General features: G+C 39.7%; 17 protein-coding genes. 6 read left to right on the plus strand and 11 right to left on the minus strand.

Translation table 11 applies throughout. The features are described 5' to 3' along the window. Positions 1-38: 38 nt before the first annotated feature. Complete coding sequence (locus LY11_RS19290) at positions 39-503, plus strand: hypothetical protein (RefSeq protein WP_111635278.1); 465 nt, start codon at positions 39-41, stop codon at positions 501-503. Between the two features lie 18 nt (positions 504-521). Here LY11_RS19290 and LY11_RS19295 read toward each other — a convergent pair whose 3' ends face one another. Next, positions 522-1,208 carry an RluA family pseudouridine synthase gene (locus tag LY11_RS19295; protein WP_068403383.1) on the minus strand — a complete coding sequence of 229 codons (687 nt, stop codon included), beginning with the start codon at positions 1,206-1,208 and terminating at the stop codon, positions 522-524. Positions 1,209-1,210: 2 nt separating this feature from the next. Continuing rightward, complete coding sequence (gene panB / locus LY11_RS19300) at positions 1,211-2,026, minus strand: 3-methyl-2-oxobutanoate hydroxymethyltransferase (RefSeq protein ID WP_111635279.1); 816 nt, start codon at positions 2,024-2,026, stop codon at positions 1,211-1,213. A gap of 259 nt (positions 2,027-2,285) precedes the next feature. Here panB and carA point away from each other — a divergent pair, with 259 nt between their 5' ends. From carA to LY11_RS19325, 5 genes are all read left to right on the plus strand, one after another. Next, positions 2,286-3,398, plus strand: a complete 1,113-nt coding sequence (gene carA / locus LY11_RS19305; protein ID WP_068403387.1) for a glutamine-hydrolyzing carbamoyl-phosphate synthase small subunit — start codon at positions 2,286-2,288, stop codon at positions 3,396-3,398. Between the two features lie 99 nt (positions 3,399-3,497). After that, on the plus strand, positions 3,498-4,265 hold the full coding sequence (locus LY11_RS19310) for an ABC transporter ATP-binding protein (protein ID WP_111635280.1): 768 nt from the start codon (positions 3,498-3,500) through the stop codon (positions 4,263-4,265). Positions 4,266-4,277: 12 nt separating this feature from the next. After that, positions 4,278-5,369, plus strand: coding sequence for an ABC transporter permease (locus LY11_RS19315; protein WP_111635311.1), 1,092 nt, complete (start codon positions 4,278-4,280; stop codon positions 5,367-5,369). Between the two features lie 110 nt (positions 5,370-5,479). Beyond that, a complete protein-coding gene (eno, locus tag LY11_RS19320; RefSeq protein WP_111635281.1) occupies positions 5,480-6,772 on the plus strand; it encodes a phosphopyruvate hydratase in 1,293 nt (430 codons plus the stop codon). Positions 6,773-6,853: 81 nt separating this feature from the next. Continuing rightward, positions 6,854-7,153 carry an FtsB family cell division protein gene (locus LY11_RS19325; protein ID WP_111635282.1) on the plus strand — a complete coding sequence of 100 codons (300 nt, stop codon included), beginning with the start codon at positions 6,854-6,856 and terminating at the stop codon, positions 7,151-7,153. A 10-nt stretch (positions 7,154-7,163) separates the two neighbouring features. On the opposite strand, the gene LY11_RS19330 is transcribed toward LY11_RS19325, so the two are convergent. The 9 genes from LY11_RS19330 to LY11_RS19370 form a co-directional block, all read right to left on the minus strand. Beyond that, a complete protein-coding gene (locus LY11_RS19330; protein WP_111635283.1) occupies positions 7,164-7,775 on the minus strand; it encodes a trimeric intracellular cation channel family protein in 612 nt (203 codons plus the stop codon). Between the two features lie 13 nt (positions 7,776-7,788). After that, the gene (locus LY11_RS19335) at positions 7,789-9,870 is read right to left on the minus strand and encodes a hypothetical protein (RefSeq protein ID WP_111635284.1); all 2,082 of its coding nucleotides are present in this window, start codon (positions 9,868-9,870) and stop codon (positions 7,789-7,791) included. Positions 9,871-10,015: 145 nt separating this feature from the next. Continuing rightward, on the minus strand, positions 10,016-10,759 hold the full coding sequence (gene fabG, locus LY11_RS19340) for a 3-oxoacyl-[acyl-carrier-protein] reductase (RefSeq protein WP_111635312.1): 744 nt from the start codon (positions 10,757-10,759) through the stop codon (positions 10,016-10,018). Positions 10,760-10,930: 171 nt separating this feature from the next. Continuing rightward, positions 10,931-11,986 carry an agmatine deiminase family protein gene (locus LY11_RS19345; protein WP_111635285.1) on the minus strand — a complete coding sequence of 352 codons (1,056 nt, stop codon included), beginning with the start codon at positions 11,984-11,986 and terminating at the stop codon, positions 10,931-10,933. Further along, positions 11,970-12,845, minus strand: coding sequence for a carbon-nitrogen hydrolase (locus LY11_RS19350; RefSeq protein ID WP_111635286.1), 876 nt, complete (start codon positions 12,843-12,845; stop codon positions 11,970-11,972). The genes LY11_RS19345 and LY11_RS19350 overlap by 17 nt, the downstream gene beginning before the upstream one ends. A gap of 95 nt (positions 12,846-12,940) precedes the next feature. Next, the gene (locus LY11_RS19355) at positions 12,941-14,074 is read right to left on the minus strand and encodes a hypothetical protein (protein ID WP_111635287.1); all 1,134 of its coding nucleotides are present in this window, start codon (positions 14,072-14,074) and stop codon (positions 12,941-12,943) included. Position 14,075: 1 nt separating this feature from the next. Next, positions 14,076-14,729, minus strand: coding sequence for an ABC transporter ATP-binding protein (locus LY11_RS19360; RefSeq protein WP_111635288.1), 654 nt, complete (start codon positions 14,727-14,729; stop codon positions 14,076-14,078). A 70-nt stretch (positions 14,730-14,799) separates the two neighbouring features. Next, positions 14,800-15,015, minus strand: coding sequence for a cysteine-rich CWC family protein (locus LY11_RS19365; RefSeq protein ID WP_111635289.1), 216 nt, complete (start codon positions 15,013-15,015; stop codon positions 14,800-14,802). A 78-nt stretch (positions 15,016-15,093) separates the two neighbouring features. After that, on the minus strand, positions 15,094-17,472 hold the full coding sequence (locus tag LY11_RS19370; RefSeq protein ID WP_111635290.1) for a ribonucleoside-diphosphate reductase subunit alpha: 2,379 nt from the start codon (positions 17,470-17,472) through the stop codon (positions 15,094-15,096). Between the last annotated feature and the right edge of the window lie 16 nt (positions 17,473-17,488).

Genomic DNA, 17,488 nt, shown 5'->3' on the forward strand with positions numbered 1-17,488 from the left:
TGTGCTGAAAAAATGAAACCTCTCTAAAATATATTCCGATGAAAAAAACAATCTTATCATTGACTATCCTGGCAGGGCTTTTTGCTGCCTGTCAGCAGAATAAAACTACAGCGCAAAAAATTGATAGCCTTGCTACCACACCTGACACCAATGCCTCTAAAGCAAAAGCATGTTATGTGTACATTAAAGATAAAGACACTGTTTCTTTATCACTGATTACTGCAGGAAACGCAGTAGCAGGCAGCTTGAACTATAATTTTTATGAAAAAGATAAAAATGCCGGTACTATCGCCGGAATAATCAAAGGAGATACCATTATTGCAGACTATACTTTTCAAGCTGAGGGGACAACCTCTTACAGACAAGTTTCATTTATCAAAAAAGGAGATCAGCTGTTAGAAGGTTACGGCCCAACGCAGGAAACAGATGGCAGAAGAGTATTTACCAATTTAGCAGGCTTAAAATACGGGGATATTACCCTTTCACCAGTAGCCTGTAAATAAAAGAAACGTTTTGAATCCCTAAAAGGACTCAAAACGTTCCCAAAATCCGTCTACAGGAAGTTTGGCAAAGATATTTACCGGTTCTTTTTTGACCGGATGAAGGAATTGCAACCTTCGGGCGTGTAAACAAATACTTCCTTTACGGCTGCCACGCGGGTAGCCGTATTTATTATCCCCGACAATCGGACAGCCTAAAGTAGAAAGCTGTACCCTGATCTGATGGGAGCGCCCTGTTAAAGGATCTACCTCAATCAGGTAATATCCGCCCAGTTCACCAAGCAGCCTGTAGCTTAATTCAGCACGCTGACTCCCCGGAACTTCCGTATTATGCGGCGTAACCACATTTGTTTTTGGATTTTTCACCAGCCAGTGTACCAGGGTCCCCGAAATATTAGCCGGACGATTGCGTACAACCGCCCAGTAAGTTTTCTTAACCTCCCTGTTTTTAAAAATGGCATTCATTCTTTCCAGTGCTTTACTTGTTTTCGCAAATAAGATCACCCCGCTTACCGGGCGGTCTAAACGATGTACCACACCTAAAAATGCACTGTTAGGCTTATTATATTTTTTGGCGATGTACCTTTTCACCATATCTTCCAATGGCTCATCGCGAGTTTCATCCACCTGGACAATATCACCTGCACGTTTACAAATCGCGATCAGGTGATTATCTTCGAAAAGTACATCTTTATCAGTTACCGACATTTTTAGTATTGCTCTTTTTCATTTGGAAAGTCATTCGCTTTCACATCCTTAATATATGCTTTTGCAGCATCTAAAATTCCGTCATATAAATTAATATACTGACGTAAAAAGCGTGGTTTAAAGCCTTTAGTTAAACCGATCATATCGTTTACCACTAAAACCTGTCCATCACAATGCGGTCCTGCCCCTATTCCGATGACCGGGATATGAAGACTTTCAGACACTTCTTTAGCCAGTGCAGCAGGTATCTTTTCCAATACAATTGCAAAACAACCAGCGTCCTGTAAAGCCTTTGCATCAAGTTTCAGCTTTTCAGCTTCCTCTTCACCTTTAGCTCTTACAGTATAAGTTCCGAATTTATAGATCGACTGAGGAGTTAAACCTAAGTGTCCCATTACAGGAATACCCGCAGTAATAATTCTGGAAATAGAATCCACTACTTCAGTACCGCCTTCCAGCTTTACACCGTGAGCACCCGATTCTTTCATGATTCTGATCGCAGAGCTTAAAGCTTCTTTTGAATTGCCCTGGTAAGAACCAAAAGGAAGATCCACTACGACAAAAGCGCGCGTTGCACCTCTAACGACACCCTGGGCATGATAAATCATCTGGTCCAGTGTAATCGGCAAAGTAGTTTCATGGCCCGCCATTACGTTTGAAGCTGAATCACCAACCAATAAAACATCAAGTCCTGCATCATCCAGAACCGTAGCCATAGAATAATCATAAGCAGTTAACATCGATATTTTTTCACCACTCTGTTTCATTGCTTGCAGAATGTGGGTTGTAATACGCTTTACTTCTTTGTGTATAGACATAAATTTATGCTTTTAGGGGAGCAAAATTAGGGTATTCAATTGAGAAAATTACCCTAAAACCAATTATATACGGCATATCGAACGTAACAATTCAATCCTGATAAAAAAAATATGGATTTAAAGATGAAAAAGCTATCTTTGTATCCCGAAATGAACGGGTTAAACAACAACACATTTGTTAATCAATATAGCGACCTCAAAACCGCAAATCTTCATTCATTAATCCCTTTTTTAAACTTTATTTTTCATTTTAATTACGATGACTAACTACACCAAGTTACCTGCTATCCTGTTATTGGCTGACGGTACTGTTTACCACGGTAAAGCTGCCGGAAAGATTGGTACAACGACAGGAGAGATTTGTTTCAATACAGGAATGACAGGTTATCAGGAAATTTTCACTGATCCATCTTATTTCGGACAAATCATGGTCACTACGAATGCCCATATTGGTAATTATGGAATTCATAAAGAAGAAATCGAATCTGATTCGATTAAGATTGCAGGTCTGGTTTGCAAAAATTACAACATCGGCTATAGCCGTAAAGAAGCAAATGAATCTATACAGGATTATTTCCAGGATGAAAACATCGTTGGAATTTCTGATATTGATACCCGTGCTTTAGTAAGGAAAATCAGAGATCAGGGAGCAATGAATGCGATTATCTCTTCTGAAATCACTGACATCGAAGAACTGAAAGCTAAATTGGCACAAGTACCTTCTATGGACGGATTGGAACTGTCTTCACAGGTTTCTACCAAAGAACCATATTTCTATGGTTCACCAGATGCGACTTATAAAGTAGCTACGCTGGATTTTGGAATCAAGAAAAACACTTTACGTAACTTCGACGAAAGAGACTTATACGTACAGGTTTTCCCTGCAAAAACTACTTTTGAAGAAATGGATAAATGGGGAGCTGATGCTTACTTTGTGTCTAACGGCCCTGGTGATCCATCGGCCATGCCTTATGCCATTGAAACTGTTAAACAAATCCTGGCTTCAGATAAACCACTTTTCGGTATCTGTTTAGGTCACCAGTTATTAGCACAAGCTAACGGAATTGGTACGATGAAAATGTTTAACGGCCACAGGGGATTAAACCACCCGGTAAAAAATATTATTAAAAACCATTGCGAAGTAACTTCTCAAAATCACGGTTTCGGTGTAATTCCGGAAGAAGTAAGAAGTTCTGACAAAGTGGAAATTACCCATATCAACTTAAATGATCAGTCGATCGAAGGAATTCGTGTAAAAGGTAAAAAAGCATTCTCGGTACAGTACCACCCTGAATCTTCTCCTGGCCCGCATGATTCACGTTATCTGTTTGATGACTTTGTGAAGCTGATCAAAGGTGAAATAAGCTGGTAGACTGGTAATCACCGGTTCTAACCATCATTTTACCGACATTTTAAGAAAGGATTGAGTCACATCAATCCTTTTTACATTAAACCTTGTTACATTTATCTCATGGATAAAACGAATACCATTATCAGTGTCCGTAATCTGGTAAAAAACTATGCTGATTTCACAGCAGTCAAAGGGATTAGTTTCGATGTCTATGAAAATGAGATTTTCGGACTGCTTGGCCCTAACGGTGCAGGAAAAACGACTACTTTAGAAATCATTGAAACACTTCGGGAAAAAACTTCCGGAGAAATTACAGTAGATGGATTTTCTGTAGATAAAGATGCCAATGAAATCAAAAGGATTATTGGCGTACAACTACAGGCTGCGGGTTATTACCCCAATCTGAACCTGGTGGAACTTATGGAGCTTTTTGCTGGTCTTTATGGCGTGGACATCAAACCGATGGAAATGCTGGAGAAAGTAAACCTTCAGGATAAAGCCAAAGCAAAATTTAAAGCCCTTTCCGGCGGACAGAAACAACGCTTCTCTATTGCGACAACTTTACTGAACTCTCCCAAGATCATTTTCCTGGACGAGCCGACCACAGGACTCGATCCTCAGGCACGCCGTAATTTGTGGGACCTGATTATCGACATCAGGAACAATGGAACTACGGTTGTGCTCACTACCCACTATATGGATGAAGCAGAACAACTATGTGACCGCGTAGCTTTCGTAGAGCACGGAGAAATCATTGCGCTGGATACTCCGGACAACCTGATTGACCAGTTAATCAACAGCGGATTCGAAAGAAAAAAAGAAGTTAAAAAAGCTAACCTCGAAGATGTATTTATCAATCTTACAGGCCAGGAATGGCGTGAAGGCTAAATGAGCTCAAAAATGAACAAATCATATAACAATACTAAAGCCACGCTGGCTCTTGCCAAAGCAAGTTTCAGGTCTATTACCCGCAGCCCGTCGGCTGTAGTTTTCACGCTTGCCTTTCCACTTATTTTTATTCTTGTATTTGGTTTTCTGGGTGGCGGAGGAGTTAAATTAGATCTTGCTGTAGCACCGGGCTCAGATATGCAGAATCCGGTTATTATTGCCCTGCAACATACCTCTGTAATCCATTTAATTACTGATCAAAGTGATATTGAGCTACACCAGCGGTTAGAAAAAGGAACAATTGCCGGGGTAATTGATGTCCACAAAAACATTGTGGATCAACCCGCTTATTTAGCAAACGTAAAATATACCTCTGCCTCGATGGATAAAGGAAATATCCTGAAGTCGATTTTAAACAACCTGATGTACACTTTAAATACGAAAGATTTAAAGCCATCGGTAGCAGAATTAAAAGAAAGTACTGTACATGGCAGAACTTACCGGACTATAGATTTTATCCTGCCCGGACAGCTCGGTTTCTCTTTATTGAGTACCGGTGTTTTCGGAACAGCCTTTGTCTTTTTCAGCCTGAGACAAACACTGGTAATCAAACGTTTTTTTGCCACTCCGGTAAAAAGATCGAGTATTATCCTGGGTGAAGGGCTGGCCAGAATAGGTTTCGCGTTGATAGGAGCCTTATTTATTATCCTGATCGGCCATTTCTTTTTCCATTTCACACTCATCCATGGGGTCACGACGGTGATTAATATGCTCCTGCTGTCCACTATTGGTGTCATCGTGTTTATGGGCTTCGGTTTTGTCGTTTCTGGTATTGCAAAAAGTGAAAGTACGATCCCTCCTATCTCAAATATTATTACCTTACCACAATTTTTATTATCTGGTACGTTCTTCTCTATAGAGAACTTCCCAAACTGGCTGCAACCAATTAGCAGGGCCTTACCACTCACCTATCTGAATGATGCGATGAGACAGGTTGCTTTTGAAGGTGCCGGACTATGGGATGTGAAGCAACAGATTTTAATCATGGTGATCTGGGGAATAGGAATATACGCGGTAGCGGTAAAGGTATTCAAGTGGGAATAAAATTATAGGGAAATCAATCCTGATAATTTATAATTTTATTTTAACTTTGATCATCACCTGGTAATTGTATTATTTACACTAAGGAGATAAAAACACTTAAAACAACTAAAATGAGTTTAATTATTGATGTTCATGCAAGGCAAATCCTCGATTCTAGAGGTAACCCTACTGTTGAAGTAGAAGTAATCACTGAAAATGGCCAAATGGGCCGTGCTGCTGTACCATCTGGTGCAAGTACTGGTAAACACGAGGCTGTTGAGCTAAGAGACGGAGATAAGAAAGTTTACATGGGCAAAGGTGTATTAAAAGCCGTTGAGAATGTGAACAAGAAAATAGCTAAAGAACTTCAGGGTATCGACGTTTTTGAGCAAAACCTGATTGACAAGGCGATGATCGACCTTGATGGTTCAGAAAACAAAGGAAATTTAGGTGCTAATGCAATCCTGGGCGTTTCTTTAGCAGTAGCTAAAGCAGCAGCAGCAGAAAGCAGACAACCATTATACCGTTATATCGGTGGTGTAAATGCAAATACATTACCTATTCCAATGATGAACATCTTAAACGGTGGTGCACATGCGGATAACAAAATTGACTTCCAGGAGTTCATGATTATGCCATTGGGAGCGCGTAGTTTCTCTGAAGCATTACAAATGGGAACCCAGGTATTTCACCACCTGAAAGACGTATTAAAGAAAAAAGGTTATTCAACAAATGTTGGTGATGAAGGTGGTTTTGCACCAAACATCGGTTCAAACGTTGAGGCCATTGAAACTGTTTTAACAGCGATTGAAACTGCTGGTTTCACTCCTGGTAAAGATATATGGATCGCTATGGATGCAGCTGCATCTGAAATGTATGATTCAAAAACTAAAACTTACAACTTCCATAAATCATCTGGTGAGAAATTAACTTCTGACGAAATGGTTAAATACTGGGTTGACTGGGCTAATAAATACCCAATTATCTCTATCGAAGATGGTTTAGACGAAGATGACTGGGACGCATGGGAAGCTTTAACTTTAGCTATCGGTAACAAAGTACAGTTAGTAGGTGATGATTTGTTTGTAACTAACGTTAAACGTTTACAACAAGGAATCGATAAAAGCATTGCAAACTCTATCCTGGTTAAAGTAAACCAGATCGGTACCCTGACTGAAACTATCAACGCAGTATCATTGGCACAAAACAGTGGTTACACGTCGGTAATGAGTCACCGTTCAGGAGAAACTGAAGATACAACCATCGCTGATTTAGCAGTTGCTTTAAACTGTGGTCAGATCAAAACTGGTTCAGCTTCACGTTCTGACAGGATAGCTAAATACAACCAATTATTACGTATTGAAGAAGAATTAGGTTCTGCTGCACGTTTTATTGGTAAAGATTTCAAATTCCTGAAAAAATAAGCTGGGTTTCCAGTTTTAGCATAGAAAGCATAGTCGGAAACGGCTATGCTTTTTTATTTTATAATTTATATCTTTGTTTATATGAACAGATTACTGGAAATCTTTCGCAACAAGTACTTTCTCTCTACTGCTGCATTTGCAGTATGGATGTTATTCTTTGATAAGAATGATATGCTCTCTCAATATGAGTACCGCACAGAAGTACACAAGCTGCAGGAAGAAAAAGATTTCTATGAAAAACAAACTGCCCAGGTGAAAAAAGATCTTAACGAGCTAAACACCAATCTGAATACCGCAGAGAAGTTTGCAAGAGAAAAATACTTCATGAAAAAAGACAATGAAGATGTTTTTGTAATTATTAAAGAAACCCCTAAAGACTAAATTCAGCTTTCTAATAGCCGAATCTAGGCAACGTCAGTTTATAACGAACCACGACTATTCTCAGCGCGAAGATAAAGCCGATCACCAATACCTTTGCCACATCTGCTTTCAGGTTAAAAAACAATAAAGTAAAATATAAGATCCCTCCCAGAATACAGGCCGTAGCATAAATCTCTTTTTTAAAGATCAAAGGAATTGTATTCAGCAAGGTATCCCTGATTACACCGCCAAAACAACCTGTAATTGTACCCAGCGCAATACAAATCCCCGGACTCAGACCAAAGGCTATCCCTTTTTGAATTCCCAGGATTGTAAAGAGCCCAAGCCCCATCGAGTCAAACAAGAATAGTGTCACTGTAAACCGCTTCCGATGTCTTTTCAAAACTATAGTGAGCAGTGAGGTGACCAGGATCAGTAAACAGTAATTTACATCCCTCATCCATTTAACCGGGGTATCACCCAAAAGCAAATCCCTGACCGTTCCCCCGCCAATAGAAGTTACAAAAGCGATGATCAGTACACCAAAAGGATCAAGCCGCCGCTGTATAGCAGAAAATGAACCTGAGATCGCAAAAGCGATGGTCCCTAAAATTTCTATAACCTGAGAGGTAGTGAATTCCATAAATTAACCTTTATTACAGCGCCGAATTTCTTTTACGTACAAACCATTCTATACTCAGCATGACCATAATCAGCACAAATAAACTTTTTAAATTGATCAGTTCCTCATACTTTCGATCCTCATAACTCAGTGTTTTCAACTGGTTACTCTGAATCAGGTCATCCTTAATTTTTAAAAGCTGGTCTGGAAGATACAATTTTCCATTGGTCTGGTTAGCTAACTGATATAATAATTGATGATTTGCCAGCGTCTGCTGAAATTCGGCAGTAAGGGTATTTACAAAAAAGGTTCCTTTGTCCTGATAATGCTGATTTCCCAATGTAGTATTGGCAGTATAGCTGTACTTGCCCGGTGGCAATACACCTGCATCCAGCTGATAAGAGGATTCATATTTTGAGAACGTGAAGTTATACGTTTTACCCTTTTCATCTTTTAATAGTAAATTGACATCCGGCGTATTTACTGGCTGATAACTATCATTGTATAATGAAGCGTTCAGCACTACCCGGTCATTCTCTTCAAAAGTATTTTTAACCGGCCTGACTTTAAATTTCCGCTTATCATCCTTCACAGAAAGATATTGTACTATTTTACCCACCAGGTCATTGAATACCGGGGTCTGCGGGTTTTCACGGGCTTCTGACAGCTTCCACTTCCATAAACCCTCCCCAATCAGATACCCGGTCTTACGGCCATTGTCATTCATAAAAAACAGCTGCGGACGATCAGTTTTTATTTTGCCATTGCGCTGATCCAGTACAACCTGCTGGTTTCCCAAAATTTTAAACACGCCCGCTGGTGACTGTAAAGCATCAAAATTTTCAATGACTTTACGCGAAGCCGGATCTAAATCAAAAACAGACAGGTTTGGATCGATAGCACTATATTGATATTGAGGAGCCGCATTTCCAGAAAAATTAACCTGTTGCTGTACCTGATTAAACCTGCCCGGATTACTTTGCATGCCTACAACATACCAAAGCGGAACTTTCGCGGTCTTTGTTTTCGCCAGAAAGGCACTTCCATCAAATTGACTATCGGGCAATTGATAAAGAATGATCAATCCATAAGCCTGCGGGTCAATCTTCAACAACGCATCATTTAAAACTACTGAAACCTCATGATGTTTATTCAACCCGATGGCCTGTTTTAAAGCTGCCACATCCGGATGCGGACCAGCCGCAGCAATCAATATCTTTTGACGTTCATCAATCACATCAACCAGGGTCTGATAAACATTATTTTTGATGGAGATTTCCTGAGCAACCGGGGCCAATGAAACAACATATTGATGCTGACCAACTTTTGAAGCTTTTAAATTCACCGGTATGTTTTTCGAAAATTGAGCTGCATTTACCTGTACAGTTTTCTCATACACCTTTTTCCCATCTTCGAGTACTGTCAGCCGGATTGGTATCCCCTCACACTGAAATGCCTGTACCTGCACCTCCATCCTGAAATCATTATCCAGGTAAACCAGATCGTTAACATTTACAGCACTGACTAATATATCTTTTTTAGGGATAGTGTCCCCCAGCGCTATCGTATAAACCGGCGCCTTGAGCAGTGCCAGCTCCTGTACCGGATTCCCGCCCCGGTTAAAAATTCCGTCAGTAGCTATAATCACCGCTCCGACGTTTTTATTAATTAATTCATCATTTAGTTTATTGATCAGTTGTGCAGCGTTGGTAAGTTTCCCTTTATAGCCAAAATCAAGCCCTTTAACCACACGATCACTAAAACTATAACCTCTTACCTCATATTTTTCTGATAGTTCTGCCTGAAGCTGCTGCAGCGATTTTCTATATTTGATAGTATCAAATCCTGCAGGCCTGAAAGCCGCAATAGAGGCAGAGTTATCTTGTGCGATGACCACAATCGGTTTCTCGAGCGTATAACTCGTTTGTTTAATCAGCGGGGAAAATAAAAGCCATAAGATCAAAGTGAGCGTTACCGTCCTGATTACCGCCAAACCTATATTGACCGGACGGGTCAGGTTTGAATTTTTCCCATAGAGCAACCATGCGAAAAATAAACCAGCTGCCAGACAGCCGGAAAATGCAAGGAAACTATAGAAATTAAAGGTGTCGTTCATAGGTCAGCCTAAAGATGCTGATTTTTTAAAAACTGACTGCATAATTCTTAGAAAAAACCAAATTTCACGTCAATGAAAAAGGGTGAAAAGCCTTCCTGTAACAGAAATATTTTCACCCTTTTAAAATAATATTTAAGGAATAAGCTTATAACATACCACCGCAAACAGACAGCACTTGTCCGGTTACGTAAGCACTCATATCAGAAGCAAGGAATACGCAAACATTTGCTACATCCTCAGGCTCACCTGCACGCTTCAACGGAATACCTTCTTCCCAGCCTTTAACAACTTTAGGATCTAATACATCAGTCATTTCCGTACGGATAAATCCCGGAGCAACCACATTGGTCCGGATATTTCTTGAACCTAATTCTTTGGCAACTGATTTAGAGAAGCCAATAATACCAGCTTTAGAAGCTGCATAATTAGCCTGACCAGCATTTCCCTGCACACCGACTACCGAGCTCAGGTTAATGAAAGATCCTTTACGGGCTTTCATCATCACTTTTGAAGCTGCTTTAGTAATATTGAACACAGATTTCAGGTTTACATTGATCACGTCGTCCCAGTTTTCTTCGCTCATCCGCATCAGTAAACCGTCTTTAGTGATTCCGGCATTGTTCACAACGATGTCAATTGTACCAAATTCAGCAACTATATCACTAATTAGTTTTTCTGCTTCATCAAATTTAGAGGCATCAGAACGGTATCCTTTGATTTTAGTACCGAAAGATTGTAATTCCTGCTCTAAAGCTTCTCCTTTTTCTACTGAAGACAGATAAGTGAAAGCAACATTCGCACCCTGTTCTGCAAACTTCTCCGCTATTTTGCGGCCTATTCCTTTTGAAGCACCAGTAATTAATGCTGTTTTTCCTTCTAATAGTTTCATCTTGTTGTATATAGTATTTTTTGTAAGATGGAGCCTTTGATGATTAAAATAATTATTTCCTGCGGCTTTAATAATTATTTTGATCATGCCGGGTTCATCTGGTTGTATATTGTTTTTTTATAATAGTTATTTCTGGTTCAAATCTGCAAAGCCAATTTGAATTCAAACTTTTTAAACTGCTGGTTCCTGCTGGCTTAAGCAGTGGAAACTACCTAATCCCCAGATAATATCTGTAGAATCAATCCCGACTACTTTGCGGTCAGGAAAAGCACCTCTGATAATACCCAGTGCAATTTCATCATTTACATCCCTGAAAGTAGGCACAATTACCGCAGCATTTGCAATGTAAAAGTTAGCATACGAAGCAGGTAAACGTGTATCCTCATGAATAACCGGCGATGGCATTGGTAACTGGATAATGTTTAAAGGCTCACCGTTTAACAAACGCATCGCCTTTAGTTCTTCCAGATTTTCCTTTAAAAGGATATAATTTTCATCTAATGGATTTGACTCCACGACAGTTAAAACGGTATTCGCATTCACAAAACGGGTAATATCGTCAATATGGCCGTCTGTGTCATCACCAACAATACCATCCCCAACCCATAAAACCTGTTCTGCGCCATAACATTCTTTCAGATACTCTTCAATCTGCTGTTGGTTCAAATGCGGATTTCTGTTTGGATTTAACAAACAAGCTCTGGAAGTTAAAATTGTCCCTGCCCCGTTGAATTCTACAGATCCGCCTTCCATTACAATCCCCGGGTTGAATACCGGCAAACTGAAATGATCTGCAATACGCGTAGGTATAATATCATCTAACTCATATGGAGGATATTTTCCGCCCCAGGCATTATAACCCCAGTCAATAACCACTTTTTGCTGCTCTGCTTTTGGGTTCAATAAGAAAGCAGGGCCATGATCACGGCACCAGGCATCATTGCTTGGATTAAAATAAAATTCTATCTGCGCCAAATCTGCACCTGCTTCCTGCAATTTTGAAATTGCAAAAGCTTTAGTAACTTCATCATTTACATTGATCCTTACTTTTTCTCCCTGAGCTACGATTTTGATAAACTCACAGTATGATGCGTAAATCATATCAATTTTACCAGGCCATGAAGCTTCTTTATGCGGCCATGTTAACCAGGTAGCCTCATGTTTAGCCCATTCAGCAGGAAAGCTATAGCCGGCTTTCTTCGGAGAGTTATCAAATAGACTCGTCATCTATATATCTTTTGGTAATTGGTGAATAAGTATCAATTCTTCTGTCACGTAAAAATGGCCAGTGCGTTCTGTAACGGTCAGACTTAGACAAGTCAAGTTCTACCACTTTCAGTTCTTCCTGATCGTGTGTAGCCTGGTATAACAGGGAGCCGAAAGGATTGGATACAAATGATCCTCCCCAGAAAGATACACCTGCTTCTTCCCCAACACGGTTGATACTTACCACAGGCACACCATTCGCAATAGCATGTGAACGCTGAATAGTCTGCCACGCGTTATATTGTTCTTTATTCGTTTCCTCATCCTGTGTAGTCGCCCATCCTATTGCAGTTGGGTAAACCAGGAAATCAGCGCCCATCAGTGCAGTTATTCTTGCAGCTTCAGGATACCATTGATCCCAGCAGATCAGCACACCAATTTTAGCATATTTGGTTTTGAATACTTTATAACCTAAGTCACCCGGAGTGAAATAGAATTTTTCATAAAACCCAGGATCATCCGGGATGTGCATTTTACGATATTTACCTAAATAAGCCCCATCTGCATCCAGAACAGCAGTAGTATTATGATATAAACCTTCCGCTCTTTTTTCAAACAGAGAAGCAACAATGACTACGTTTAGTTCTTTGGCAACAGCCGATAAAATATCGGTTGACGGGCCAGGGATAGTTTCTGCTAATTTGAAGTTCTCATACTCTTCAACATCACAGAAATATAGGGAGGTAAAAAGCTCTTGCAGGCAAACCACCTGGGCACCCTGAGCCGCTACTTCACGGATCTTTGCAATTGCTTTATCTAAATTTTCTTGTTTGCTACTGGTGCAGGTCATCTGCACCAATCCAACTTGTACTTTAGCCATTCTTTGAATTTTTGTGACCACAAAGTTAGCAGAAAAAAAATTCTGTACTTCATTATTCTGAAAAGCTTATCCTGGCTAAGATTAAGGGCTAAAAATCAGAATTTTATTAGTGTTTCAGGCTTATAATAATAGTGATAAAAAAGCAGGTAAGAAATAATCAGACTTGCAGCAAAAGATAATCTTTGCATGCCAAACATGATGATATAAAATGATAAGATAAATAGTCCGAATACCCATAACAGGTACCTGTACATTCTTAAGCCCATTAAATGTAAGATGCTCCGGAAAAGTAATGCGGTACTTAATCCAAACAACAACATTTCAACCGCTGTTAAAAAAGGAAATTTAGATAAACACCAGATACATTCCGGCAAAATAATTAAGAAGTAACTCCAGAAGAAGCTGAAAAAAAGCTGGAACCGGCTATAAGGAAGATTTCTTGCAAAGCTGAGGTAAGTTTCTTTAAAACGATGCTCCTGGTAAATCAGTACGCTATGTAAAGTGACGATGGCGAGCATGATGATATAGGGTACACGCAGATCTTGTTTGTTCCCTGCAAAAATATAAAGTATACCGGTCATCACTAACAGCGAAGCAATTTTGGTCAGCAGGTAGATCAGCTTGGTCCGGTCAAAAAGATGATACATGAATAAGCTTGAAAAAGGTTTAATGATTCCGCGGGTCATCCTAAGCACTAAAGCCGTCTTCCTGGTTTTGTTAATGCGGTTAGCCAGGTATATATATAATAATGCACTAATCGAGGCCATTAAAAGAATATAAACGAGAGTAATTGCAGGGATCACATTCGCATCATAGATTATCCCCAAAATGGTCGCAAAAAGCCAGTAGCCTAAAAATGGCAGAGAGATCACAAGCTGTACACAAAACCAGCTTTTAAACTGTTCAAACTTACTGAACGAGGTAATCCCATAAAACAGGAATTGATTACTTTCTAATTGTAGTTGTGCAGCTACATATTGCCAGCTTTTGATAGAATAAATGAGCCAGCAAGCAAAAACCAGCAACATCATAACAGGCGTGATAATAAAAGTCATCATTAACATCAAATGATAAAATGTAGATTCTTCCATTTGATAAACACCAGCAGTATTGATAAAGAAACAATAACTGATGATCGTGACGAAAAGAAAAAGCAGCAGTCCTGATTGCTCCCTGTAAAAGCGGTAAGCAAATATTTTAAGCAGTACCTGGGTGAGTGTTCCGGACATCTTATAAGTTAATTAAGTGTTGGTTTTCAATCAGGATATTTTTGATCAAAGGCAAAGCTGAACTTTCAAATGGCTGATGAGACGCTAAAAGGAAACTCGTTTTATCTTTCTCGTGTTTTTCTGTGATCCACTGGTAAAGGACTTCCAGCGATTCTACATCAACAGTGATTAAGGGTTCATCCAGTAAAATAATTTCAGGTTTGCCCAAAAAAGCAAGAATAAGTGACAGTTTTTTCAGCATACCACTGGAATAGGTTCCCAAAGGCCGGTTGATATAGGAAGTCATTTTCATACTTTCTATATAATAGACAGCTTGTCCCTGCTCCCCTCCCTTTGCAGCTGAAAACAGGCTGACCATTTCCTGACCGGTTAAGAAATCAGGAAAAATGGGCTCTGCTTCTGCGAAATTAACGCGTTTACGAAAGCCAAGGGTATGCTTTTTTATACTGATCGGGTTAGCAGGATCAGCTGTGGAAGGATGCAGGATAATATCCCCCTTAAAATCAAGGATACCCGCAATTGTTTTCAGTAGTGTACTCTTCCCTGATCCGTTCGCTCCTTTAATCCAGTAGATGCCAGGATCAATAGTATGATCATCTATTTTTAAAGCCGGGAAGTTATTGTATGATTTTTGATAATTCACGAAGCTGAGCATATCCTGTCTTTAGAATAGTAGGACGGCAATCAACTGGCATTGTTACGGTTAAAGAAAACTAACGTCTTTTTTAAGAGCCTGTATTCGAAGTCAGAGAGTCTCTGTACTCCTGTTGTAACTCAAACAGGCATTTAGCACAAAGACAGCTATCATAATGTTCACTGATATACTGCACTTCGTTCAGGTCAAGATAGACCACACTGCACTGACATTTAGTGTAGGAGTTAGCCTTGCACTCAATCGGCACACCGCAACGTTCGCATGGTATAATTTCGTGTTTGGCCATTAAAAAAGGGTCTTATACAACAAAAGTACGGTAATTTGACTTACCGTACTTTATGCCTTTCATTTTATGAGATTTAGATTATCCTGAGCAGCTGATACAGCCTTCCTCCATAGAACAAACCGGACCGTCAGTAATTTCTTCCACTACCTGGTCAATATGCGCCGGAATTACAGGTTCCATATTTTTACCAGCCTGGTTCTCTACAGTGAATTTCACCGCTTGTGAAGCAGCCTGAGTACGCAGGTAATACATTCCTGTTTTTAAACCTTTTTTCCATGCGTAGAAGTGCATTGAAGTCAGTTTAGAAGTATTAGGTGCATTGATAAACAAGTTAAGAGATTGCGACTGGCAGATATAAGCACCACGATCGGCAGCCATATCAATGATACTACGCATTTTAATTTCCCAAACTGTTTTATACAATTCTTTGATATAATCAGGGATCTCAGCGATGTCCTGAATAGAACCGTTAGCTAAAATAATTCTGTCTTTCATTGCTGGTGTCCATAAACCTAAAGCAACCAGATCTTTCAATAAGTGTTTGTTAACCACGATGAATTCACCGCTCAATACACGTCTTGTATAGATGTTTGAAGTATAAGGTTCGAAACACTCATTGTTACCTAAAATCTGAGAAGTCGAAGCTGTAGGCATTGGTGCAACCAGTAAAGAGTTACGTACACCGTCTTTAACTACTAATTTACGCAATGATTCCCAGTCCCAGCGGTTACTCGATGGCGTTACGTTCCAAAGATCAAACTGGAATTTACCTTTTGATAAAGGAGAACCTTTGAAAGTTTCATAAGCTCCGTCTTTAACAGCAAGATCGTGCGAAGCAGTCATTGCAGCAAAGTAAATAGTTTCAAAGATCTCTTTGTTCAGCTCTCTTGCGCCTTCACTTTCGAAAGGTAAACGCATTAAGATAAACGCATCTGCAAGTCCCTGTACACCTAAACCAATTGGTCTGTGGCGCATGTTAGAGTTTCTGGCTTCTTCTACCGGGTAGAAGTTATAATCAATGATTTTATTCAGGTTTAAAGTAGCCTGATAAGTTACATCATATAATTTCTGGTGGTCAAATTCTCCATTGATCACATATCTTGGTAAAGCCAGTGAAGCTAAGTTACATACCGCAACTTCGTCTTTAGAGGTATACTCAATGATCTCTGTACACAAGTTAGAACTTTTGATAGTTCCTAAATTCTGCTGATTAGATTTACCGTTCGCAGCATCTTTGTACAACAAGTATGGTGTACCGGTTTCAATTTGTGAATCCAAGATAGCGAACCACAATTCCTGTGCTTTGATCGTTTTACGGGCACGTCCTTCTTTTTCGTAACGTGTATATAACGCGTTAAATTCTTCTCCCCAGCATTCTGCAAGTCCTGGTGCTTCATGTGGACAGAAAAGGCTCCATTCGCCGTTTTCTTCAACACGCTGCATAAATAAATCGCAAACCCAAAGTGCATAGAACAAGTCACGTGCACGCATTTCTTCTTTACCGTGATTCTTACGCAAATCAAGGAAAGCAAACACGTCAGCATGCCATGGCTCTAAATAGATCGCGAAAGCACCTTTACGTTTACCCCCGCCCTGATCTACATAACGTGCAGTATCATTGAATACTTTTAGCATCGGTACGATACCATTACTGGTTCCGTTTGTTCCGCTGATATAAGAACCTGTAGCTCTTACGTTGTGAATACTCAATCCGATACCTCCTGCACTTTGTGAGATTTTAGCGGTTTGTTTTAAAGTATCATAAATTCCTTCGATACTATCATCCTGCATAGACAATAAGAAGCAAGATGACATCTGAGGTTTTGGTGTTGCTGCATTAAACAAGGTTGGTGTAGCATGGGTAAACCAGCGCTCACTCATCAGGTTATAAGTAGCAATTACGCTGTCAATATCACCTTTGTGAATACCTACAGAAACACGCATAAATAAATGCTGCGGGCGTTCTACGATTTCACCATTAATTTTTAAGAGGTACGATTTTTCAAGGGTCTTGAAACCAAAGTAATCGAAACCAAAGTCACGGTCATAGATGATTGTGCTATCTAATAAATCAGCATTCTCCTGGATAACTTCCCAAACATCTTCAGCAATTAAAGAAGCTGATTTCTCAGTTTTAGGATCTATATATCTATATAACATTTCCATCGTCTTTGAAAACGACTTCGTGGTATTCTTATGTAAATTTGATACGGCTATTCTAGAGGCTAATAAAGCATAGTCCGGGTGTTTAGTGGTTAAAGAGGCAGCCGTCTCAGCAGCAAGATTATCTAATTCTGAGGTTGTAACACCGTCATACAATCCTTCAATTACTTTCTTGGCTACATCTATAGGATCAACAAGTTCTACATTAAAGCCATAACATAACTTTTCGATTCGGGCAGTGATCTTATCAAACCGCACCGCTTCTTTGCGACCATCTCTTTTTTCTACAAACATATTTTCTTAGGTTTTA

Origin of the sequence: Pedobacter cryoconitis (assembly GCF_003259615.1) — a bacterium.
GTDB classification, from domain to species: Bacteria; Bacteroidota; Bacteroidia; order Sphingobacteriales; family Sphingobacteriaceae; genus Pedobacter; species Pedobacter cryoconitis.